This is a genomic window from Enterobacter sp. Cy-643, from assembly GCF_011752815.1.
GTDB lineage: Bacteria > Pseudomonadota > Gammaproteobacteria > Enterobacterales > Enterobacteriaceae > Cedecea.
The window spans coordinates 1-21103 of sequence record NZ_VWWV01000012.1 but is presented as its reverse complement, the minus strand read 5'-3'; the positions used below and the strand labels follow the sequence as shown (position 1 = coordinate 21103).

Below are 21103 nucleotides of genomic sequence, written 5' to 3'. Positions count from 1 at the left end.
ACAGAGTGCTAACTCCGACGGGAGCAAATCCGTGAAAGACTTATTAAAGTTTCTGAAAGCGCAAACTAAAACCGAAGAGTTTGATGCGATCAAAATTGCTCTGGCATCGCCAGACATGATCCGTTCATGGTCTTTCGGTGAAGTAAAAAAGCCGGAAACCATCAACTACCGTACGTTCAAACCAGAGCGTGACGGTCTGTTCTGCGCCCGTATTTTTGGGCCAGTGAAAGACTACGAGTGCCTGTGCGGTAAGTACAAGCGTCTGAAGCACCGTGGTGTCATTTGTGAGAAGTGTGGCGTAGAAGTTACCCAGACTAAAGTTCGTCGTGAGCGTATGGGTCACATCGAACTGGCTTCTCCAACTGCCCACATTTGGTTCCTGAAGTCTCTGCCATCTCGTATCGGCCTGCTGCTGGATATGCCGCTGCGCGATATCGAGCGCGTGCTGTACTTTGAATCTTATGTCGTTATCGAAGGCGGGATGACCAACCTCGAGCGTCGTCAGATCCTGACTGAAGAGCAGTATCTGGATGCGCTGGAAGAGTTCGGTGACGAATTCGACGCGAAGATGGGTGCGGAAGCTATTCAGGCTCTGCTGAAGAGCATGGATCTGGAGCAAGAGTGTGAAACTCTGCGCGAAGAGCTGAACGAAACCAACTCCGAAACCAAACGTAAAAAGCTGACTAAGCGTATCAAGCTGCTGGAAGCGTTCGTTCAGTCTGGTAACAAACCAGAGTGGATGATCCTGACCGTTCTGCCGGTTCTGCCGCCAGATCTGCGTCCGCTGGTACCGCTGGATGGTGGTCGTTTCGCAACGTCAGATCTGAACGATCTGTACCGTCGCGTTATCAACCGTAACAACCGTCTGAAACGTCTGCTGGATCTGGCTGCGCCAGATATCATCGTACGTAACGAAAAACGTATGCTGCAGGAAGCGGTAGATGCCCTGCTGGATAACGGCCGTCGTGGTCGTGCCATCACCGGCTCTAACAAACGTCCTCTGAAATCTTTGGCCGATATGATCAAAGGTAAACAGGGTCGTTTCCGTCAGAACCTGCTGGGTAAACGTGTTGACTACTCTGGTCGTTCTGTAATCACCGTAGGTCCATACCTGCGTCTGCATCAGTGCGGTCTGCCGAAGAAAATGGCACTGGAGCTGTTCAAACCGTTCATCTACGGCAAGCTGGAACTGCGTGGCCTCGCGACCACCATCAAAGCTGCTAAGAAAATGGTTGAGCGTGAAGAAGCTGTCGTTTGGGATATCCTGGACGAAGTTATCCGCGAACACCCAGTACTGCTGAACCGTGCACCAACCCTGCACCGTTTGGGTATCCAGGCATTTGAACCTGTACTGATCGAAGGTAAAGCTATCCAGCTGCACCCGCTGGTTTGTGCGGCATATAACGCCGACTTCGATGGTGACCAGATGGCAGTACACGTTCCGCTGACGCTTGAAGCTCAGCTGGAAGCGCGTGCGCTGATGATGTCTACCAACAACATCCTGTCCCCAGCGAACGGCGAGCCAATCATCGTTCCTTCTCAGGACGTTGTATTGGGTCTGTACTACATGACCCGCGACTGTGTTAACGCCAAAGGCGAAGGCATGGTGCTGACTGGCCCTAAAGAAGCTGAGCGTATTTATCGCGCTGGCCTGGCCTCTCTGCATGCGCGCGTTAAAGTGCGTATCACCGAATACGAAAAAGATGCTCAGGGCACATTCGTTGCGAAAACCAGCCTGATTGATACGACCATTGGCCGTTCAATTCTGTGGATGATCGTACCGAAAGGTCTGCCTTTCTCCATCGTCAACCAGGCGCTGGGTAAAAAGGCAATCTCCAAGATGCTGAACACCTGTTACCGTATTCTGGGCCTGAAACCGACCGTTATTTTTGCGGACCAGACGATGTACACCGGCTTTGCTTACGCAGCGCGTTCAGGTGCATCCGTTGGTATTGATGACATGGTCATCCCGGAGAAAAAATACGAGATCATCTCTGAAGCGGAAGCTGAAGTTGCTGAGATCCAGGAACAGTTCCAGTCAGGTCTGGTTACCGCTGGCGAACGTTATAACAAAGTTATCGATATCTGGGCTGCGGCGAACGATCGTGTATCCAAAGCGATGATGGATAACCTGCAAACCGAAACCGTGATTAACCGTGACGGCGTCGAAGAGCAGCAGGTTTCCTTCAACAGCATCTACATGATGGCCGACTCCGGTGCTCGTGGTTCTGCAGCGCAGATTCGTCAGCTGGCCGGTATGCGTGGTCTGATGGCTAAGCCAGATGGCTCCATCATCGAAACGCCAATCACCGCGAACTTCCGTGAAGGTCTGAACGTACTCCAGTACTTCATCTCTACTCACGGTGCTCGTAAGGGTCTGGCGGATACCGCACTGAAAACGGCGAACTCCGGTTACCTGACTCGTCGTCTGGTAGACGTTGCCCAGGACCTGGTCGTGACTGAAGACGACTGTGGCACCCTGGAAGGCATCACCATGACGCCGGTTATCGAAGGTGGCGACGTTAAAGAGCCGCTGCGCGATCGCGTACTGGGTCGTGTGACTGCTGAAGACATTCTGAAGCCTGGCACTGCGGATATCCTGGTTCCACGCAACACCCTGCTGCACGAACAGTGGTGTGACCTGCTGGAAGCTAACTCTGTTGACAGCGTGAAAGTCCGTTCCGTAGTAGGTTGCGAAACTGACTTCGGCGTGTGTGCTCACTGCTACGGTCGCGACCTGGCACGTGGTCACATCATCAACAAAGGTGAAGCTATCGGGGTTATCGCGGCACAGTCCATCGGTGAACCTGGTACACAGCTGACGATGCGTACGTTCCACATCGGTGGTGCGGCATCCCGTTCTGCTGCTGAATCCAGCATTCAGGTTAAGAACAAAGGCAGCATCAAGCTCAGCAACGCGAAGTCGGTTGTGAATTCCAGCGGTAAACTGGTTATCACTTCTCGTAACACCGAGCTGAAACTGATCGACGAATTCGGTCGTACCAAAGAGAGCTATAAAGTGCCTTACGGTGCTGTGATGGCGAAGGGTGATGGCGAGCAGGTTGCCGGCGGTGAAACCGTAGCAAACTGGGATCCACACACCATGCCGGTTATCTCGGAAGTGAGCGGTTTCATCCGCTTTACCGACATGATCGACGGCCAGACCATTACTCGTCAGACCGACGAGTTAACCGGTCTGTCTTCTCTGGTCGTTCTGGATTCTGCTGAGCGTACTACCGGTGGTAAAGATCTGCGTCCTGCTCTGAAAATCGTTGATGCTAAAGGCAATGACGTTCTGATCCCTGGCACCGATATGCCGGCTCAGTACTTCCTGCCGGGTAAAGCGATTGTTCAGCTGGAAGATGGTATTCAGATCAGCTCCGGTGACGCCCTGGCGCGTATTCCACAGGAATCCAGCGGTACCAAGGATATTACCGGTGGTCTGCCACGCGTTGCTGACCTGTTCGAAGCCCGTCGTCCGAAAGAGCCGGCAATCCTGGCTGAAATCAGCGGTATTATCTCGTTTGGTAAAGAAACCAAAGGCAAACGCCGCCTGGTTATCTCCCCAATCGACGGCAGCGATGCTTACGAAGAGATGATTCCGAAATGGCGTCAGCTGAACGTGTTCGAAGGTGAACGCGTAGAACGTGGTGACGTTGTTTCCGATGGTCCAGAATCTCCGCACGACATCCTGCGTCTGCGTGGCGTGTACGCTGTAACTCGTTACATCACTAACGAAGTACAGGACGTATACCGTCTGCAAGGCGTTAAGATTAACGATAAACACATCGAAGTTATCGTTCGTCAGATGCTGCGTAAAGCCACCATCGTTAACGCTGGTAGCTCCGACTTCTTGGAAGGCGAGCAGGCTGAATACTCCCGCATTAAGATCGCTAACCGCGAACTGGATGCGAACGGCAAGATCAACGTGACCTACATGCGCGATCTGCTGGGTATCACCAAAGCCTCTCTGGCAACCGAGTCCTTCATCTCCGCGGCATCGTTCCAGGAGACCACTCGAGTGCTGACCGAAGCAGCCGTTGCGGGCAAACGCGACGAACTGCGCGGCCTGAAAGAGAACGTTATCGTGGGTCGTCTGATCCCGGCCGGTACCGGTTATGCGTACCACCAGGATCGTATGCGTCGCCGTGCAGCGGGTGAAATCCCTGCGGCACCTCAGGTGACCGCTGAAGACGCTTCTGCCAGCCTGGCAGAACTGCTGAACGCAGGCCTGGGCGGTAACGACGAGTAATCGTGCGATACGCCTGAAATAAAAAACCCGCTTCGGCGGGTTTTTTTATGCCTGAAACCGCTAAGGATAAACCCTCTTTTTTGTCCTGGGCAGACTCAGTAGTTTTCAACACTGTAAACGTGCGCGGAAACGTTTTATCTCACCCTATCACTTATAGCATTAACAAAATTCCTTTTATTTCTCATCAATTAATTAACTTCCAATTTCCAACATCCTTTTTTCTTTTATCAGCTGTTATTGATGAATAAAAACTCTACGTGTATCAAAAAACAGGCAACTCAAAATCGATATAGTCAAAAATAACTAATTGATTGCTAATCAATCATATTGCGTTTCGGGCCATGTATCCGAGGGGATCGCTTTACCTCTAAACGGACGATCGGAGCGGCAATACATTTTCATATGGGGATATTGGATCTTATTTAACGAATAGCTTCTGGGGGTTACATGGAATTTGCTCTGCAACTGATTATTATTTTAATTTGCCTGTTTTATGGTGCAAAAAAAGGAGGTATTGCACTTGGGCTGCTGGGGGGAATTGGGCTGGTGATCCTGGTTTTTGTTTTTCATCTTAAACCGGGGAAACCGCCTATTGATGTGATGCTGGTGATTATTGCCGTAGTTGCGGCGTCTTCAACGCTGCAGGCTTCTGGTGGATTAGACGTCATGCTGCAGATTGCCGAAAAATTACTGAGGCGTAATCCCAAATATGTCTCTATCGTCGCCCCCTTTGTCACCTGCATCCTGACGATACTCTGCGGTACAGGTCACGTGGTGTACACAATCCTGCCTATTATTTATGACGTTGCCATCAAGAATAACATCCGACCGGAGCGGCCTATGGCGGCAAGTTCTATTGGTGCCCAAATGGGGATTATTGCCAGCCCGGTTTCCGTCGCCGTCGTGTCGCTGGTCGCCATGCTCGGCAATGTGACCTTCAACGGTAATCATCTGGAATTTCTCGATCTCCTTGCCATCACTATTCCATCAACGCTATTTGGTATTCTGGCCATCGGTATTTTTAGCTGGTTTCGCGGTCAGGATTTAGATAAGGACGAAACATTCCAGGCATTTATCTCTGTTCCGGAAAACCACCACTATGTTTATGGCGACACGGCGACTCTGCTGGATAAAAAATTGCCAATGAACAACTGGATTGCGATGTGGATTTTCCTTGCATCGATTGCGATTGTTGCCTTGTTAGGCGCTTTTTCAGAGCTTCGACCGATGTTCGACGGTAAACCTCTCTCGATGGTATTAGTTATTCAGATGTTTATGCTGCTGTCGGGCGCGCTGATTATCATCATCACTAAAACAAATCCCGCCGCAATCTCCAGAAATGAAGTCTTTCGCTCCGGGATGATCGCCATTGTTGCGGTTTATGGCATAGCATGGATGGCGGAGACCATGTTCGGTGCACATATGTCGGAGATTAAAAGTGTACTAGGGGAGATGGTGAAGGAGCACCCGTGGGCATATGCTATCGTTCTGCTGCTGGTGTCTAAATTTGTCAATTCTCAGGCTGCGGCGCTGGCGGCAATCGTCCCCATTGCACTGGCTATTGGGGTCGATCCTGCGTATATCATTGCTTCTGCTCCGGCATGTTACGGCTATTATATTCTGCCCACTTACCCAAGCGATCTCGCGGCCATCCAGTTTGATCGGTCGGGTACCACGCGAATAGGTCGTTTTGTGATAAACCACAGCTTTATTCTGCCGGGGTTAATTGGCGTGAGCGTTTCTTGTGTTTTTGGCTGGATGCTTGCCGCGATGTACGGCTTCATATAATTCAAAATACAGGCGCCAGATGGCGCCTGTCATGACAAGCGGCTACTTCACCAGCGGCAGACGGCGGTACAGCTCAATCATATCGGTGGCCAGATCCTGAATCACCATGGCGTTCATCAGGTGATCCTGAGAGTGAACGGTAATCAGGTTTACCGGCAGCTTGCCGGAGCCTTCATCCAGGCCAATCAGTTGGGTCTGGATTTTATGGGCGTGTTTTACGAATTCGTGTGACTCTTCCATTGCCTTCTCGGCACCCTCAAAGTCACCTTTACGTGCCAGCTGCAGAGCAGTCAGGGCCTGGCTACGTGCGCTGCCGGCGTTGACCAGCAGTTCCATAATAATTGATTCTAAATCTTCCACATCTTACTCCATCATTTTCAGGGCTTTATCAAGCACCACGTCGCCTTTCATCAAACCGTAATCCATCATGTCGATAACGGCGACTTTTTTACCCAGAGGATCGGCAAGGGCCTGAAGTTTGGCCTGCTCATATTTCACCTGCGGACCAAGCAGAACGATGTCGGCGCGTTCGATGTTCTCTTTAAACTCTGCCACGGGCACAGCCTTGATTGAGACCTCGATGCCTTTCTTTTGTGCGGCATCAACCATACGTTGAACCAGAATGCTGGTCGACATACCTGCAGCACAACACAACACGATATTTTTCATAGTTCGCTCTCAATGTCCGAAGGATACAGAGATATTTATCCGTCAGGGGGGGCGGCAACAACCGCTTTAACCCGATTGTGTGTCAGGTATCACAAAAGAAACCACAGAAAACTGAAACCGGTTACATTTTTGCTTTTTCCCGAAGAATCAAGACGGCAGTTGCGAAGGCGGAGCGGCATGAGGAAGCGTTGGCTGCCGCTCCGGTCAGGTATCTATGCTGACCGGAGGACAGTATTTTAACGGCAGGGACGCGACAACGACCGATCGACGTTCTTTCGGTGAACGCCGAAAATTTTCCTTCTCCTTGTCGTGCGTTACATCAGGGTTGCGCGCGCCTGCCCAAAAAGTGATCCCAGTCTTTCCAGACAGGCTGCAGACCTGACTGGCGGAGCGCGGCAGCAACTTCCTGCGGCGTCCGGCCATCGTGCGGAGCAAACTGCTCAAGTTCCGGATGGTTATCGGCATAGCCGCCGGGCTGGGTTTTCGAAAACGCGCTCACGTTATTAATCGCCAGTGGGATCACGTGGTCGCGGAACCAGGGTGATTCCCGGGTAGAAAGCGACAGTTCCACGTCCGGCGCAAGCAGACGGAACGCACAGATCGTCTGCACCAACTGCTGTTCAGTCATGATTGAGGCTGGTTCTACGCCGCCGGTGCACGGTCGCAGACGCGGGAAGGAGACAGAATAGCGGCTTTGCCAGTAGCGCTGCTGTAGCCACAGCAGATGTTCAGCCACCATAAAACAGTCGGTGCGCCAGCTGTCCGACAGCCCTATCAGCGCGCCAAGGCCAATTTTATCGATGCCCGCGCGTCCCAGCCTGTCGGGTGTTTCCAGCCGCCAGAAGAAATCCTGCTTGTTGCCTTTCAGGTGGTGCTGGGCGTAGGTCGCCGGGTGATAGGTTTCCTGGTACACCATCACGCCATCAAGCCCGAGGGTTTTGAGTTCGGCATACTCATGCTCGTCCAGCGGCTGGACTTCCATGTGCAGTGAACTGAAGCGGCGGCGGATAGCCGGCAGATGCTGGCGGAAATAATCCATGCCAACTTTGGTCTGGTGCTCGCCGGTCACCAGCAAAAGGTGTTCGAACCCCAGCGCACGAATAGCCGCACATTCACGCTCAATCTCCGCTTCATCCAGCGTTTTGCGTTTCAGCTTGTTGCTCATGGAAAAACCGCAGTAAGTACAGTCGTTGGCGCACAGGTTAGAGAGATAGAGCGGCACGTAAAAACTGACCGTGTTGCCGAAGCGCTGGCGCGTAAGCTGCTGTGCCCGTTGGGCAAGAGGCTCGAGGTAACGACTGGCTGCGGGGGAGAGCAAAGCCATCAGGTCCTCTCGCGTCAGGCGAGGTGCGTTAATCGCTCGTTCGACATCTGCCGCCGTTTTACCGTTAATTTTGAGGGTGAGATCGTCCCAGTCCAGCTGCCGCCAGCGGTCGGTAAAGGTTTCTGCCATCAGGCATTCTCCTCGCTAAACTGCAGGAAACTGGTCAACGGGCTGGAGGCCTGCGCCTGCTGGTGGCGGGATCCCAACCCGGCCTGTGCCGCAAGGCTTCCGGCTTCCACGGCCAGACGAAACGCCTGAGCCATTTGCACGGGATCACGGGCGACCGCGATGGCGGTATTGACCAGTACGGCAGAAGCTCCCATTTCTAACGCTTCAGCCGCATGGCTTGGGGCGCCGATCCCGGCATCGACCACAACCGGCACGCGGGATTGCTCAATGATGATTTCCAGCAGCGCACGGGTTTGCAAACCCTGATTTGAACCGATAGGCGCGCCAAGCGGCATCACGGCCGCACAACCCGCTTCCTCAAGACGTTTGCAGAGCACTGGATCGGCGCCACAGTAAGGCAGCACCACAAATCCCTGCTTGACCAGGGCATCGGCGGCCTTCAGCGTTTCAATCGGGTCCGGAAGTAAATAGCGGGCGTCAGGATGAATTTCCAGCTTAACCCAGTTTGTGCCCAGCGCTTCGCGGGCAAGCTGAGCGGCAAAAATGGCTTCTTCCGCCGTTTTCGCCCCGGAAGTATTAGGCAGCAAATGCACGCCTGCCTGCTGCAGCGGCAGGAGAATGTCATCGCTTTGGCCACGTAAATCCACGCGCTTCATCGCCATGGTGACAAGCTGTGAGCCAGAAGTACGAATCGCGTCGATCATCATCTGACTGGAGGAGAATTTTCCGGTACCGGTGAACAGGCGGGAGGAAAAGGTTTTATCGGCAATCTGTAACATGTCAGCCTCCGGCAATTGCCTGAAACAGCAGAATGGTATCGCCCTCACGCAGCAGATAATCGCTCCACTGTTCGCGCGGGATAATGGTCTGATTCACGGCCGCTGCCGCCCCAGCTTTGCCCCGATCAAGCTGGGCCAGAAGGGCTGCGAGCGTCAGGCCAGCCGTACATTCCAGATATTCATCGTTAAACTGAATGCGCATCGCGACCTCCGCAGACCGGGCATGCGGCTGATTTTTGCATCATTAGCGTGCGCCAGCTGTGCTGGCGGGCGTCAAACAGACGCAGCTCGCCGGTAGCCGGTGCCATGCCGGTCAGCAACTTGATGGCCTCCAGCGCCTGAAGGGTACCCATCACGCCCACGACCGGGCCGATGACGCCGGAAGTGCGGCAGTTGCGGTCGGGTTCGCTCTCGTCAGGCCAGACGCAGCGGTAACAGCCATATTCCCAGGGCGGCGTCAGGACCATCATCTGGCCGCCAAAACCGACGGCGCTGGCGGTGATAAGCGGTGTATTCGCGGCTACGCAGGCGGCGTTTACCGCCTGGCGGGTTGCCATATTGTCGCTGCAGTCCAGCACTACGTCTGCCTCGCGTACGGCTTCAGCAAGCGAAGTCCCCGTTAGCCTTTCTGCCAGCGGAACAATTTTCACCCCTGGGTTCAGGCGCTGCAGATGCTGGTGGGCAGCGGAAGATTTCGGGCGCTCAATATCTTCTGAGGTGAACAGGATCTGGCGCTGGAGATTGCTGATATGCACCCTGTCATCGTCCGCGACGATAAGTTTGCCTACGCCAGCCGCAGCGAGATACAGCGCGGCAGGTGAACCTAAGCCGCCCAGGCCGACGATCAGCGCCGTGCTGGACAGCAGTTTTTCCTGACCTTCCATCGCCACGTCTTCCAGCAGTAGCTGGCGGCTGTAGCGCATAAAATCCGCGTCATTCATCGCCAGTTCCTGCCAGGTCGAGTAGCTTCGCCGTGGCGATGCGCCAGTCGGAAGCCTGCGTAATGGCGCTGACGACGGCGACGCTGCCCACGCCGGTGGCTAATACGGCAGGTACGCGATCGATGCTTATTCCGCCGATGGCGACGGTGGAGTAATCACCCAGCGTCTGAATATGCTCAGCCAGCTTATTCAGCCCCTGCGGGGAAGAGGGCATCTGCTTGGTTTGGGTAGGGAAGACATGGCCCAGCGCGATGTAGGACGGGTTTGCGCTTAAGGCGCGATCCATTTCCATGTTGTCGTGGGTGGAAAGCCCCAGACGCAGCCCGGCTTCGCTTATCGCCGCCAGGTTGGCGACATCCATATCTTCCTGGCCGAGGTGTACGCCGTAGGCACCGTGTTTGATGGCCAGTCGCCAGTAATCGTTAATGAACAGGCGAGCGTTGTAGCGTTCGCCCAGTGCAATGGCTGCGATGACGTCGGCTTCAACGTCTGCATCGCGTTTGTCTTTAATGCGGAGCTGGATGGTCTTGACGCCTGCCCCGAGGAGACGTTCGATCCATTCCACGCTGTCGACAACCGGATAAAGGCCCAGTTTGCGTGATGTGGCTGGGAAAGTGAGTCTGGACATTATGCTTCCTCTTGTCTGAGATAAATTTCGCCGCCCCGGGCGCGAAAGTGCTGGGACATATCTTCCATGCCAGCATCCCTCGCCTGTTTGGCGGCGTAATCGCGCACTTCCTGGGTGATTTTCATGGAGCAAAACTTAGGGCCGCACATAGAACAGAAGTGGGCAACTTTGCCGGATTCCTGCGGCAGGGTTTCATCGTGGTAAGCGCGGGCGGTGAAGGGATCTAGCGCCAGGTTGAACTGGTCTTCCCAGCGGAATTCGAAGCGTGCTTTGGACATCGCGTTGTCGCGTATTTGTGCGCCGGGATGTCCTTTGGCCAGGTCCGCGGCGTGCGCGGCAATTTTGTAGGTAATCAGCCCCTGCTTAACGTCTTCTTTGTTCGGCAGACCCAGATGTTCCTTCGGCGTGACGTAGCAAAGCATCGCGCAGCCAAACCAGCCGATCATGGCGGCGCCAATGCCGGAGGTGAAGTGGTCATAGCCCGGTGCGATATCGGTTGTGAGCGGGCCAAGGGTATAGAAAGGCGCTTCGTGACAATGCTCCAGTTCTTCGGTCATGTTGCGGCGAATCATCTGCATCGGCACATGCCCCGGGCCTTCAATCATCACCTGGACGTCGTACTCCCAGGCAATTTGGGTCAACTCGCCCAGCGTATGCAGTTCGGCAAACTGCGCTTCGTCGTTGGCATCCTGGATGGAGCCCGGGCGTAAGCCATCGCCCAGGGAAAGGGAAACGTCATAGGCGGCGCAAATTTCGCAGATTTCACGGAAGTGCTGATACAGGAAGTTTTCCTGATGATGGGACAGGCACCACTTCGCCATAATCGATCCACCGCGCGACACGATCCCGGTCAGGCGCTTCGCGGTCATCGGGACATAGCGAAGCAGCACTCCGGCGTGAATGGTGAAGTAATCCACGCCTTGCTCTGCCTGCTCCAGCAGCGTGTCGCGGAACATCTCCCAGCTCAGGTCTTCGGCGATACCGTTCGCCTTCTCCAGCGCCTGGTAGATTGGCACCGTGCCGATGGGCACCGGGCTGTTGCGCAGGATCCATTCCCGCGTTTCGTGAATGTAGCGGCCGGTTGAGAGGTCCATCACCGTGTCTGCCCCCCAGCGAGTGGCCCACACCAGCTTTTCTACCTCTTCTTCAATGGAGGAAGTGACCGCCGAGTTACCGATATTGGCGTTCACCTTCACCAGGAAATTGCGGCCGATAATCATCGGCTCAGATTCAGGGTGGTTAATATTGGCGGGAATAATCGCTCGCCCAGCGGCGACTTCATCGCGGACAAACTCCGGCGTGATATTTTCCGGCAGGTTGGCACCAAACCCTTCGCCGGGATGCTGGTGGCGCAGGATGGTATCGCGAATACGCTCGCGCCCCATATTTTCGCGAATGGCGATGAATTCCATCTCCGGGGTGACAAGGCCTTTGCGGGCGTAATGCAACTGGGTGACACATTGTCCGGTTATCGCGCGGCGAGGTGCTGACTGTGTTTCAAAGCGCAATTCGTCCAGGCCGTCGTCGGCAAGGCGTGCTTTTGTATAAGCAGAGCTGCGTTCAGCCAGCGTTTCGCTGTCGCGCCGCTCAGCAATCCAGGCGCTGCGGAGGGGAGATAGCCCGTTTAACACGTTTATCGCGATGTCAGGATCGCCATAGGGGCCGGAGGTATCGTAAACGGGGACTGCGTCGTTCGGCTGATATTGCGGGGCATCTTTGCTTCCGCCGGTGAGCGTTGGGCTGAGCTGGATTTCACGCATCGGGATGCGGATATCTTCACGTGAGCCGGTGAGATAGATGCGTCGGGAGTTTGGGAAGGCGGTGCCTTCAAGCGTGTTGATAAAGTGTTGGGAGGCGGCGCGCTGTTCGCGGCGGCCTGGTTTTTTTTCAGATGCAGACATAGCTCATTCCAGGTTTAGTCAGGATATGGCTTGTCAGGACAACGGAAGGAGTAATGGATATGGGCCGCCCGAGAACGGGTGTACCCAAAGACAGAATTACTCTTGTTCCCTTCGCAGGTTCTAACCTGATCAGGTTCCGCGGATCCCGAATTAACGGTCTCAGCCGGTGCATAACGCACTCGGCACTCCGACAAGAATTGATCCCACCTTGCGGTGGGAAAGTTGTAAATTACTCGTTAATAGCTAACAACTCAAGCTGGACTTGCCAGCCCGGCAGGATCGCTGGCGCTACCGTCGAGGTTGTTATCAATAGCCAGGAGGACTAGTTTATCCTCAAGGGTGAAGCGGGACTCCAGGCACTCGCCAATCTCTGACAGCGCCTGCTGAAACTCGACCCAGCTGTCGCGGTCGATGGCGTTTTCCAGGTGGGAATCGTAAAGATCCATGATTTGCTGGGTGTTGGCTTCCAGTTGAGGGTAGAGCTGGGCTGCGCTTAGCAGCGGGCTGCTGCCTTCCAGATTGCTGATGATTCGCTCGTAAATACTGAAATGACCGGAAGAGAGGTAATCCACCAGGCCGTGACAAAAATTGTCTAACGCTTTTTCGTCAAGCGCGGTGTGCGATTCCTTGTTAGGCTTGATCCCGACCATGTTGTAATAGGCGACCAACAGGTGCTTACGGGCCTGCAGCCAATGGTCAACTAACTCATTACTACCACCAACGCGCTCAGTCAGATTGGCTAACTGGTTCAGCATGATTGAGACTCCGTGAGTTAAAAGATTGAACGCAAACTAACCCAAAAAAGTAAAAACTAATTGTTTATATCAGTGAACACGGGGATGTGCACCAGGTTATGGAACGTGTTATTCAAAACTTAGATCATGGTTGGTGGATAGTCAGCCATGAGCAAAAAATATGGTTGCCGCAGGGTGACTTACCTCACGGCAGCGCGGAAGAATTTCAGCTCACAGGCAGCCGCGCCCTGGATATCGGTGAGTGGGAAGGTGAACCCGTCTGGCTGATTCGTGAAAACCGCCGCTCGGACATGGGCTCGCTGCGCCAGCTCCTCGATCGCGATGTCGGCCTGTTTCAGCTGGCCGGGCGCGGCGTTCAGCTGACCGAGTTTTACCGCTCACACAAATTCTGTGGCTACTGCGGCCATGAAATGCACTTCAGCAAAAGTGAATGGGCAATGCTCTGCGGGCACTGTCGTGAACGCTATTACCCGCAAATCGCTCCCTGCATTATCGTCGCTATCCGCAAGGACGATCATATCCTGCTGGCTCAGCACACGCGCCACCGCAACGGCGTTTATACCGTCCTTGCCGGATTTGTTGAAGTGGGCGAGACGCTGGAGCAGGCGGTGGCTCGGGAAGTCATGGAAGAGAGCAGCATTCAGGTAAAAAATCTGCGTTACGTGACTTCTCAACCCTGGCCGTTCCCGCAGTCACTGATGACCGCATTTATGGCGGATTACCACAGCGGTGAAATCAAGATTGACCCGAAAGAGCTGCTGGATGCGGGCTGGTATCGTTATGACCAGCTGCCGCTATTGCCGCCGCCGGGCACTGTGGCGCGCCGCTTAATTGAAGATACCGTCGCCCTGTGTCGCGCGGACTATGAGTGATAGACTGCGACGATATAGCTAAAGGAAGGGTAAAAATGACTGAACTGAAGAACGATCGTTACCTGCGCGCCCTGCAGCGCTTGCCGGTAGATGTCACCCCGGTGTGGATGATGCGCCAGGCCGGACGTTATTTGCCGGAATATAAGGCAACGCGCGCTCAGGCCGGCGATTTTATGTCGCTGTGCAAAAACGCTGAGCTGGCCTGCGAAGTCACCCTGCAGCCGCTACGCCGCTATGCGCTTGATGCAGCGATCCTCTTCTCGGACATTCTGACCATCCCGGATGCGATGGGGCTTGGGCTGTACTTTGAAGCGGGCGAAGGTCCGCGCTTTAGCTCTCCGATTAAAAGCCTGGCTGACGTTCAAAAACTGCCCATTCCCGATCCGGAAGGCGAGCTGGCATACGTGATGAACGCGGTGCGCACTATTCGCCGTGAACTGAAGGGCGAAGTGCCGCTGATTGGCTTCTCCGGCAGCCCGTGGACGCTGGCAACCTATATGGTGGAAGGCGGCAGCAGCAAAGCCTTCACCGTGATTAAGAAAATGATGTTTGCCGAGCCGAAGGCGCTACACCTGCTGCTGGATAAGCTGGCGCAGAGCGTGACGCTGTACCTGAACGCGCAAATCCGCGCGGGCGCGCAGTCAGTGATGATCTTCGATACCTGGGGCGGCGTGCTGAGCGGGCGTGATTACAAAGAGTTCTCGCTCTATTACATGCACAAAATCGTCGATGGCCTGCTGCGTGAAAACGATGGTCGTCGCGTGCCGGTGACGCTGTTTACCAAAGGCGGTGGGCAGTGGCTTGAAGCGATGGCGGAAACCGGCTGCGACGCGCTGGGCCTCGACTGGACAACGGATATCGCAGATGCACGTCGCCGCGTAGGCCATAAAGTCGCGCTGCAGGGTAACATGGACCCCTCCATGCTTTACGCTCAGCCGGCACGCATCGAAGAAGAGGTTGCCACTATTCTGGCTGGTTTCGGGCAGGGAGAAGGGCACGTCTTTAACCTCGGGCACGGTATTCACCAGGACGTTCCGCCAGAGCATGCGGGCGTCTTTGTGGAAGCTGTACATCGCCTGTCCGCGCAATACCACCAGGCTTAGGGTAGCAAGAGATGGATCTCACCGTACTGCGGGAGCAGCAGCTGGATCTGGCCTCGAAGGTGATCCGCCAGGATCGCCTTGACCAGGATCCGCCGCGGTTGATCGCCGGGGCCGATGTGGGGTTTGAACAAGGCGGAGATGTTACGCGCGCGGCCATCGTTTTGTTGCGTTATCCCTCTCTTGAGCTGGTTGAATATCAGGTGGCCAGAATTGCCACCACCATGCCCTATATCCCCGGCTTTTTATCCTTTCGAGAATATCCCGCGCTGCTTGAGGCGTGGGGTATGCTTTCGCAGAAGCCCGACCTGGTATTTGTGGACGGGCACGGCATCTCGCATCCCCGTCGATTAGGGGTTGCCAGCCATTTTGGGCTGCTGGTGGATGTGCCAACCATCGGCGTGGCGAAAAAACGGTTGTGTGGAAAGTTTGAGCCGCTGGGCGACGAGCCCGGAGCCCGTGCAGCGTTAATGGATAAAGGTGAGCAACTTGCCTGGGTCTGGCGCAGTAAAAAGCGCTGTAATCCCTTGTTTGTCTCTACCGGGCACCGCGTCAGCCTCGACGGCGCATTAACGTGGGTGGAACGCTGCATGGCTGGTTATCGCCTGCCGGAGCCAACCCGCTGGGCCGATGCCGTTGCCTCCGGGCGTCCGGCTTTTAAGCGCCTGCAAGCAATCGGCGGGTGATTCAGGTAAACTGCCGCTAATTTTCCGTCTTTGAGACACCGTCATGTTACAGAACCCAATTCATTTACGCCTGGAGAAGCTGGAAAGCTGGCAGCACGTCACCTTTATGGCCTCTTTGTGCGAGCGTATGTACCCAAACTACGCCATGTTTTGTCAGCAAACCGGCTTTGGCGATCCTCAGCTTTATCGCAAGATCCTGGACCTGGTTTGGGAAACCCAAACAGTGAAAGACGCCAAAGTGAACTTTGATAGTCAGTTAGAGAAACTTGAAGAGGCAATTCCTGCGGCTGACGACTATGATATTTACGGTGTCTATCCGGCGATTGACGCGTGCGTGGCGTTGAGTGAGCTTATTCACTCGCGGCTCTCGGGTGAAACGCTGGAGCACGCAATCGAAGTCAGTAAATGTTCAATCACTTCGGTGGCAATGCTGGAAATGACTCAGGCCGGTCGTGAAATGACCGACGAGGAGTTGAGAGCAAACCCGGCGGTAGAAGAAGAATGGGACATTCAGTGGGAGATTTTCCGGCTGCTGGCGGACTGCGAAGAGCGCGATATTGAGCTCATTAAAGGGCTTCGTGCTGACCTCCGTGAGGCCGGCATCAGTAATATCGGTATAAATTTGCAGCAGTAAGACAGTAAAACGTGACATACAGTCTGATTTGTCCTCCCTGGAGGCTTCCAATTAACCCCCCGTCTGGTCTACATTTGTGGGGCGAATAAAAGTGGCTATCGGTGCGTGTATGCAGGAGAGTGCTTTTTAGGCATTTCCGTCGCACTCGATGCTTAGCAAGCGATAAACACATTGTAAGGATAACTTATGAACAAGACTCAACTGATTGATGTAATTGCTGACAAGGCTGACCTGTCTAAAGCACAGGCTAAAGCTGCTCTGGAATCCACTCTGGCTGCAATTACTGAGTCTCTGAAAGAAGGTGATGCTGTACAACTGGTTGGTTTCGGTACCTTCAAAGTGAACCACCGTGCTGAGCGCACTGGCCGCAACCCGCAGACCGGTAAAGAAATCAAAATTGCTGCTGCTAACGTGCCGGCATTTGTTTCTGGTAAAGCACTGAAAGACGCGGTTAAGTAAGTTAACGCGTGTCAGTGAACAGTTTTAACAGAGGGGCGTTTACGCCCCTTTTGTCCGTCTGGCGTCCGCTGCTGGCGCTGGCGGGTGTTCTGGTGCTCACGGCATGCAGCAGTAACAAACTCCCTCCTTTTACCGCGACCGGCTATGTTGCCGACCAGGGCGTGGTGCGCATCTGGCGAAAAGACAACGCCGATGAATCTACCCATATCCTTACCGCGTTTAGTCCGTGGCAGCACGGCGTCACCACCACCGGTGAATACCGCTGGCAGGGCGACAAACTGACCTTTATCGAGCTCAATATTCAGGGCAAGCAGCCGGAGCATGTCAAAGTCCGCTTTGACGACCACGGCGACCTGAGCTTTATGCAGCGGGAAGTGAATAGCCAGAAGCAGCAGCTTTCTAACGATCAGGTGGCTTTGTACCAGTTCAACGCCAATCGCATTCGTGAGACCAGCGAAGCGCTGCGTATTGGGCACGTTGTGCTGCGCCAGGGGCGCTGGCACCAGAACGGCACGGTAACGACCTGCGAAGGCGAAACGTTATCGCCGAAGCTTGATAGCGCCTCCCTGAGTCATATAGCGCGCCGTCAGAGCAACTCCTCCCTTGACGTCAGCATTGCCTGGCTTGAAGCCCCGGAAGGTTCACAGCTGCTGCTGGTGGCGAACCAGAACTTCTGCAGTTGGCAGCCTAAGCCTGGCGATTTCTAGGTATAAAAAAACCGCCACGCGGGCGGTTTAGTGTGTACTGTCGGGATTACTTCGCGTTTTCACGCGCAATGGCGCGATAACCGATATCCGAGCGGCTGAAACTGCCTTCCCAATGAATATCCTTTTTCAGCTCCAGCGCGCGCTGTTGCGCTTTGGCTACCGTTTCGCCCAACGCAGTCACGCATAATACGCGCCCGCCGTTGGTGAGCACGCGGTCATCTTCGCTGAGCTTAGTCCCGGCGTGGAACACCTTGCCATCGGCCACTTCTTCCAGCGGTAAACCGTGGATAACGTCGCCGTTACGATAGTCGGCCGGATAACCGCCCGCCGCCAGCACGATGCCCAGAGCCGGACGTTCGTCCCACTTAGAGTCTTTCTCATCCAGCTTGCCATCACAGGCAGCGAGGCACAGCTCGACCAGATCTGACTGCATACGCAGCATGATGGGCTGAGTTTCTGGATCGCCGAAGCGGCAATTGAACTCAATCACCTTCGGGTTACCCTGCTTGTCGATCATCAACCCGGCATACAGGAAGCCCGTGTAGGTATTCCCTTCGGCAGCCATACCGCGCACGGTTGGCCAAATCACGCGTTCCATGGTGCGCTGATGCACTTCGTCAGTCACAACCGGAGCGGGAGAGTAAGCGCCCATACCGCCGGTGTTTGGGCCAGTATCGCCGTCGCCAACGCGTTTATGATCCTGGCTGGTGGCCATCGGCAGAACATGCTCGCCATCTACCATCACAATAAAGCTGGCTTCTTCGCCATCGAGGAACTCTTCAATAACAATGCGGTGGCCTGCATCGCCAAACGCGTTCCCCGCCAGCATGTCATTGACGGCGGCCTCCGCTTCTTCCAGCGTCATCGCCACAATAACGCCTTTCCCTGCGGCCAGGCCGTCGGCCTTAATTACGATGGGCGCCCCTTTCTCGCGCAGGTAAGCCAGCGCAGGCTCAACTTCGGTAAAGTTCTGGTATTCCGCCGTCGGGATATTGTGGCGAGCCAGGAAGTCTTTGGTAAAAGCCTTTGAGCCTTCCAGCTGTGCAGCCCCTTCGGTAGGCCCGAAGATTTTCAGGCCAGCGGCGCGGAAGGCATCCACCACGCCAATCACCAGCGGCGCTTCCGGGCCGACGATGGTTAAGTCAATGTTTTCGTTCTGCGCAAAGCTAAGCAAAGCTGGAATATCTGTCGCGCTGATAGCAACGTTCTGCAGCGCTGGCTCCAGCGCGGTGCCTGCGTTACCTGGTGCAACAAATACAGTACGTACTAAAGGGGACTGAGCCGCTTTCCAGGCCAGCGCGTGCTCGCGCCCGCCGTTACCAATAACTAAAACTTTCATCTATAAACGCTCCGGTAATTAATGGCGGAAGTGGCGCATATCGGTGAAGATCATTGCGATCCCATGCTCGTCGGCGGCGGCAATGACTTCATCATCACGAATAGAACCGCCCGGCTGGATCACACAGCTCACGCCAGCTTCGGCGGCGGCATCAATCCCATCGCGGAACGGGAAGAAAGCATCAGAAGCCATAGCAGAACCTTTTACTTCCAGGCCTTCATCGCTGGCTTTGATACCGGCAATTTTGGCGGAGTAGACGCGGCTCATCTGGCCTGCGCCTATGCCGATGGTCATATTGTCACGGGCATAAACGATGGCGTTGGATTTAACGAACTTCGCCACTTTCCAGCAGAACAGCGCGTCATGCAGTTCTTGCTCGGTCGGCTGACGTTTAGTGACTACGCGCAGATCGCCTGCGGTCACCATACCCAGATCGCGATCCTGAACCAGCAGTCCGCCATTCACGCGTTTAAAATCGAGGCCAGCCGTGCGTGTTTGCCACTGGCCGCAAACCAGGACGCGAACGTTCTGTTTGGCCGCGGTGATCTTCAGCGCTTCTTCGCTAGCGGAAGGGGCGATAATGACCTCGACGAACTGGCGGGTAATAATGGCCTGTGCGGTTTCTGCGTCCAGCTCACGGTTGAAAGCAATAATGCCGCCGAAGGCCGAGGTTGGATCGGTTTTATAAGCCAGGTTGTAGGCTTCGAGCACGGAACCGCTGACGGCTACGCCGCAAGGGTTGGCGTGTTTAACGATAACGCAGGCTGGTTCGTCGAACTCTTTCACGCATTCCAGCGCCGCATCGGTATCCGCGATGTTGTTATAGGAGAGTGCTTTGCCCTGAACCTGGGTCGCGGTTGCCACGGATGCTTCTTTGATTTCTTCTTCTATATAGAAGGCGGCCTGCTGGTGGCTGTTTTCGCCATAGCGCATATCCTGCTTCTTAATGAAGTTCAGGTTCAGCGTGCGTGGGAAGCGCCCGGCAGGATCTTTGCTTTCGCCGTGGTAAGCCGGGACCAGGCTACCGAAGTAGTTAGCGATCATGCTGTCGTAGGCGGCAGTGTGTTCGAAAGCCTTAATGGCCAGATCGAAGCGGGTTTCCAGCGTCAGGGATCCTTCGTTCGCGTCCAGCTCGGCAACGATCGCCTGGTAGTCGCTGCTTTTTACTACGATCGCCACATCTTTATGGTTCTTGGCTGCGGAGCGAACCATGGTTGGGCCGCCGATGTCGATGTTCTCAACCGCATCTTCTAAAGAGCAGCCTTCGCGGGCAACGGTCTGGGCAAACGGATAAAGGTTAACGACGACCATATCAATAGGAGAGATGGCGTGCTCCGCCATGATGGCATCGTCCTGGCCGCGGCGGCCCAGAATGCCGCCGTGAACTTTCGGGTGCAGCGTTTTGACGCGTCCATCCATCATCTCCGGGAAACCGGTGTAGTCGGAGACTTCGGTTACCGGCAGGTTTGCTTCTGCCAGCAGGCGGGCGGTTCCGCCGGTGGACAGCAGCTCCACTCCACGTTGGGAGAGGGCCTGAGCGAATTCGACGATACCGGCTTTGTCAGAAACACTGAGCAGTGCGCGGCGTACAGGACGACGTTGTGACATGGTTTTATCCCTTGGCTTTGGTTCGCATATAGAAGAGCGTTAGCTGAATTTTAGTCTTCACCTTAGTTCTGGCGGCGCAGAAAAGGGAAATTAAGGAAAAGAAGAGACGAAAACTCAGCTAACGCCCCCATCGGGGGTGTCCATTTTATCGCGGTGCATTGTAGCGAAAACGTTTGCGTCACGCTCGCGAATTTTAAGTTCAAATCCGGATTGTGGATAAGTCTGTGTGCAAAAAGGTATAAGGCGGGGTTTTGCTGTGGAATGCAGCAGTCAGTCATTTTTCTGTCATTTTAGTGTTGCAGCGCCGAAAGAACTCCCTATAATGCGCCTCCATCGACACGGAACATGTGAACAACATCACAAAGTAACGGCGGCGATGAGAGTGAAAAATCCTGAAATCAAGGGTTGACTCTGAAAGAGGAAAGCGTATTATACGCCACCTCGAGTTAGCAAGCGAAAGCGACTGACTCACTGCTCTTTAACAATTTATCAGACAATCTGTGTGGGCACTCGCAGGATTGATATCTCAGCA

General features: G+C 54.7%; 19 protein-coding genes and 1 riboswitch. Of the genes, 8 read left to right on the top strand and 11 right to left on the bottom strand.

The window, feature by feature from the left end; all coding sequences use genetic code 11:
- The first annotated feature begins 31 nt into the window (after nucleotides 1-31).
- Together rpoC and F3J29_RS22235 are read left to right on the top strand one after the other, a co-directional pair.
- Nucleotides 32-4252 (top strand): DNA-directed RNA polymerase subunit beta', encoded by a 4221-nt coding sequence (gene rpoC, locus F3J29_RS22240; RefSeq protein WP_166869348.1) that lies wholly within the window; start codon nucleotides 32-34, stop codon nucleotides 4250-4252.
- A 447-nt stretch (nucleotides 4253-4699) separates the two neighbouring features.
- On the top strand, nucleotides 4700-6040 hold the full coding sequence (locus tag F3J29_RS22235; protein WP_166869346.1) for an anaerobic C4-dicarboxylate transporter: 1341 nt from the start codon (nucleotides 4700-4702) through the stop codon (nucleotides 6038-6040).
- Nucleotides 6041-6082: 42 nt separating this feature from the next.
- Here the strand turns inward: F3J29_RS22235 and F3J29_RS22230 are convergent, their stop codons facing one another.
- The 9 genes from F3J29_RS22230 to F3J29_RS22190 all read right to left on the bottom strand — a co-directional run bounded on the left by F3J29_RS22230 (nucleotide 6083) and on the right by F3J29_RS22190 (nucleotide 13166).
- Nucleotides 6083-6400 carry a PTS lactose/cellobiose transporter subunit IIA gene (locus F3J29_RS22230; RefSeq protein ID WP_008460153.1) on the bottom strand — a complete coding sequence of 106 codons (318 nt, stop codon included), beginning with the start codon at nucleotides 6398-6400 and terminating at the stop codon, nucleotides 6083-6085.
- Nucleotides 6401-6403: 3 nt separating this feature from the next.
- Nucleotides 6404-6709, bottom strand: a complete 306-nt coding sequence (locus F3J29_RS22225) for a PTS sugar transporter subunit IIB (protein ID WP_008460154.1) — start codon at nucleotides 6707-6709, stop codon at nucleotides 6404-6406.
- Between the two features lie 319 nt (nucleotides 6710-7028).
- The gene (gene thiH, locus F3J29_RS22220) at nucleotides 7029-8162 is read right to left on the bottom strand and encodes a 2-iminoacetate synthase ThiH (protein ID WP_166869344.1); all 1134 of its coding nucleotides are present in this window, start codon (nucleotides 8160-8162) and stop codon (nucleotides 7029-7031) included.
- Nucleotides 8162-8941 (bottom strand): thiazole synthase, encoded by a 780-nt coding sequence (thiG, locus tag F3J29_RS22215; RefSeq protein WP_166869342.1) that lies wholly within the window; start codon nucleotides 8939-8941, stop codon nucleotides 8162-8164. The genes thiH and thiG overlap by 1 nt, the downstream gene beginning before the upstream one ends.
- 1 nt (nucleotide 8942) lies before the next feature.
- Nucleotides 8943-9143, bottom strand: coding sequence for a sulfur carrier protein ThiS (gene thiS, locus F3J29_RS22210; protein WP_166869340.1), 201 nt, complete (start codon nucleotides 9141-9143; stop codon nucleotides 8943-8945).
- A complete protein-coding gene (locus F3J29_RS22205) occupies nucleotides 9127-9882 on the bottom strand; it encodes a HesA/MoeB/ThiF family protein (RefSeq protein WP_166869338.1) in 756 nt (251 codons plus the stop codon). Before F3J29_RS22205 ends, thiS begins: the two co-directional genes overlap by 17 nt.
- On the bottom strand, nucleotides 9875-10510 hold the full coding sequence (gene thiE / locus F3J29_RS22200; RefSeq protein ID WP_166869337.1) for a thiamine phosphate synthase: 636 nt from the start codon (nucleotides 10508-10510) through the stop codon (nucleotides 9875-9877). The genes F3J29_RS22205 and thiE overlap by 8 nt, the downstream gene beginning before the upstream one ends.
- Nucleotides 10510-12411 (bottom strand): phosphomethylpyrimidine synthase ThiC, encoded by a 1902-nt coding sequence (thiC, locus tag F3J29_RS22195; protein ID WP_166869335.1) that lies wholly within the window; start codon nucleotides 12409-12411, stop codon nucleotides 10510-10512. Before thiC ends, thiE begins: the two co-directional genes overlap by 1 nt.
- 89 nt (nucleotides 12412-12500) lie before the next feature.
- A riboswitch (TPP riboswitch) is annotated at nucleotides 12501-12611 on the bottom strand.
- A gap of 51 nt (nucleotides 12612-12662) precedes the next feature.
- Nucleotides 12663-13166 carry an Rsd/AlgQ family anti-sigma factor gene (locus F3J29_RS22190; protein WP_008460161.1) on the bottom strand — a complete coding sequence of 168 codons (504 nt, stop codon included), beginning with the start codon at nucleotides 13164-13166 and terminating at the stop codon, nucleotides 12663-12665.
- Between the two features lie 98 nt (nucleotides 13167-13264).
- On the opposite strand from F3J29_RS22190, the gene nudC reads away from it, so the two are divergent.
- The 6 genes from nudC to F3J29_RS22160 all read left to right on the top strand — a co-directional run bounded on the left by nudC (nucleotide 13265) and on the right by F3J29_RS22160 (nucleotide 17624).
- Entirely contained in the window at nucleotides 13265-14038 is a 774-nt protein-coding gene (gene nudC / locus F3J29_RS22185) for an NAD(+) diphosphatase (RefSeq protein ID WP_166869334.1), read from the top strand.
- A 35-nt stretch (nucleotides 14039-14073) separates the two neighbouring features.
- Nucleotides 14074-15141, top strand: coding sequence for a uroporphyrinogen decarboxylase (hemE, locus tag F3J29_RS22180; RefSeq protein WP_166869332.1), 1068 nt, complete (start codon nucleotides 14074-14076; stop codon nucleotides 15139-15141).
- Nucleotides 15142-15152: 11 nt separating this feature from the next.
- Entirely contained in the window at nucleotides 15153-15824 is a 672-nt protein-coding gene (gene nfi / locus F3J29_RS22175) for a deoxyribonuclease V (RefSeq protein ID WP_166869330.1), read from the top strand.
- Between the two features lie 43 nt (nucleotides 15825-15867).
- The gene (locus tag F3J29_RS22170; RefSeq protein ID WP_008460165.1) at nucleotides 15868-16458 is read left to right on the top strand and encodes a YjaG family protein; all 591 of its coding nucleotides are present in this window, start codon (nucleotides 15868-15870) and stop codon (nucleotides 16456-16458) included.
- A gap of 186 nt (nucleotides 16459-16644) precedes the next feature.
- A complete protein-coding gene (gene hupA / locus F3J29_RS22165) occupies nucleotides 16645-16917 on the top strand; it encodes a nucleoid-associated protein HU-alpha (RefSeq protein WP_002884342.1) in 273 nt (90 codons plus the stop codon).
- 14 nt (nucleotides 16918-16931) lie between these two features.
- Nucleotides 16932-17624, top strand: coding sequence for a DUF1481 domain-containing protein (locus tag F3J29_RS22160; protein WP_166869328.1), 693 nt, complete (start codon nucleotides 16932-16934; stop codon nucleotides 17622-17624).
- 46 nt (nucleotides 17625-17670) lie between these two features.
- Here F3J29_RS22160 and purD read toward each other — a convergent pair whose 3' ends face one another.
- Together purD and purH are read right to left on the bottom strand one after the other, a co-directional pair.
- Nucleotides 17671-18963 carry a phosphoribosylamine--glycine ligase gene (purD, locus tag F3J29_RS22155; RefSeq protein WP_166869326.1) on the bottom strand — a complete coding sequence of 431 codons (1293 nt, stop codon included), beginning with the start codon at nucleotides 18961-18963 and terminating at the stop codon, nucleotides 17671-17673.
- An 18-nt stretch (nucleotides 18964-18981) separates the two neighbouring features.
- Nucleotides 18982-20571 carry a bifunctional phosphoribosylaminoimidazolecarboxamide formyltransferase/IMP cyclohydrolase gene (purH, locus tag F3J29_RS22150; RefSeq protein ID WP_166869324.1) on the bottom strand — a complete coding sequence of 530 codons (1590 nt, stop codon included), beginning with the start codon at nucleotides 20569-20571 and terminating at the stop codon, nucleotides 18982-18984.
- Nucleotides 20572-21103: the final 532 nt, after the last annotated feature.

Excerpts from the sequence above, each read along its gene's own strand:
- F3J29_RS22235 (WP_166869346.1), top strand. The coding sequence starts at position 4,700 with ATGGAATTTGCTCTGCAACTGATTATTATTTTAATTTGCCTGTTTTAT.
- F3J29_RS22225 (WP_008460154.1), bottom strand. The coding sequence starts at position 6,709 with ATGAAAAATATCGTGTTGTGTTGTGCTGCAGGTATGTCGACCAGCATT.
- thiH (WP_166869344.1), bottom strand. The coding sequence starts at position 8,162 with ATGGCAGAAACCTTTACCGACCGCTGGCGGCAGCTGGACTGGGACGAT.
- thiG (WP_166869342.1), bottom strand. The coding sequence starts at position 8,941 with ATGTTACAGATTGCCGATAAAACCTTTTCCTCCCGCCTGTTCACCGGT.
- thiS (WP_166869340.1), bottom strand. The coding sequence starts at position 9,143 with ATGCGCATTCAGTTTAACGATGAATATCTGGAATGTACGGCTGGCCTG.
- F3J29_RS22205 (WP_166869338.1), bottom strand. The coding sequence starts at position 9,882 with ATGAATGACGCGGATTTTATGCGCTACAGCCGCCAGCTACTGCTGGAA.
- thiE (WP_166869337.1), bottom strand. The coding sequence starts at position 10,510 with ATGTCCAGACTCACTTTCCCAGCCACATCACGCAAACTGGGCCTTTAT.
- thiC (WP_166869335.1), bottom strand. The coding sequence starts at position 12,411 with ATGTCTGCATCTGAAAAAAAACCAGGCCGCCGCGAACAGCGCGCCGCC.
- F3J29_RS22190 (WP_008460161.1), bottom strand. The coding sequence starts at position 13,166 with ATGCTGAACCAGTTAGCCAATCTGACTGAGCGCGTTGGTGGTAGTAAT.
- nudC (WP_166869334.1), top strand. The coding sequence starts at position 13,265 with ATGGAACGTGTTATTCAAAACTTAGATCATGGTTGGTGGATAGTCAGC.
- hemE (WP_166869332.1), top strand. The coding sequence starts at position 14,074 with ATGACTGAACTGAAGAACGATCGTTACCTGCGCGCCCTGCAGCGCTTG.
- nfi (WP_166869330.1), top strand. The coding sequence starts at position 15,153 with ATGGATCTCACCGTACTGCGGGAGCAGCAGCTGGATCTGGCCTCGAAG.
- F3J29_RS22170 (WP_008460165.1), top strand. The coding sequence starts at position 15,868 with ATGTTACAGAACCCAATTCATTTACGCCTGGAGAAGCTGGAAAGCTGG.
- hupA (WP_002884342.1), top strand. The coding sequence starts at position 16,645 with ATGAACAAGACTCAACTGATTGATGTAATTGCTGACAAGGCTGACCTG.
- purD (WP_166869326.1), bottom strand. The coding sequence starts at position 18,963 with ATGAAAGTTTTAGTTATTGGTAACGGCGGGCGCGAGCACGCGCTGGCC.
- purH (WP_166869324.1), bottom strand. The coding sequence starts at position 20,571 with ATGTCACAACGTCGTCCTGTACGCCGCGCACTGCTCAGTGTTTCTGAC.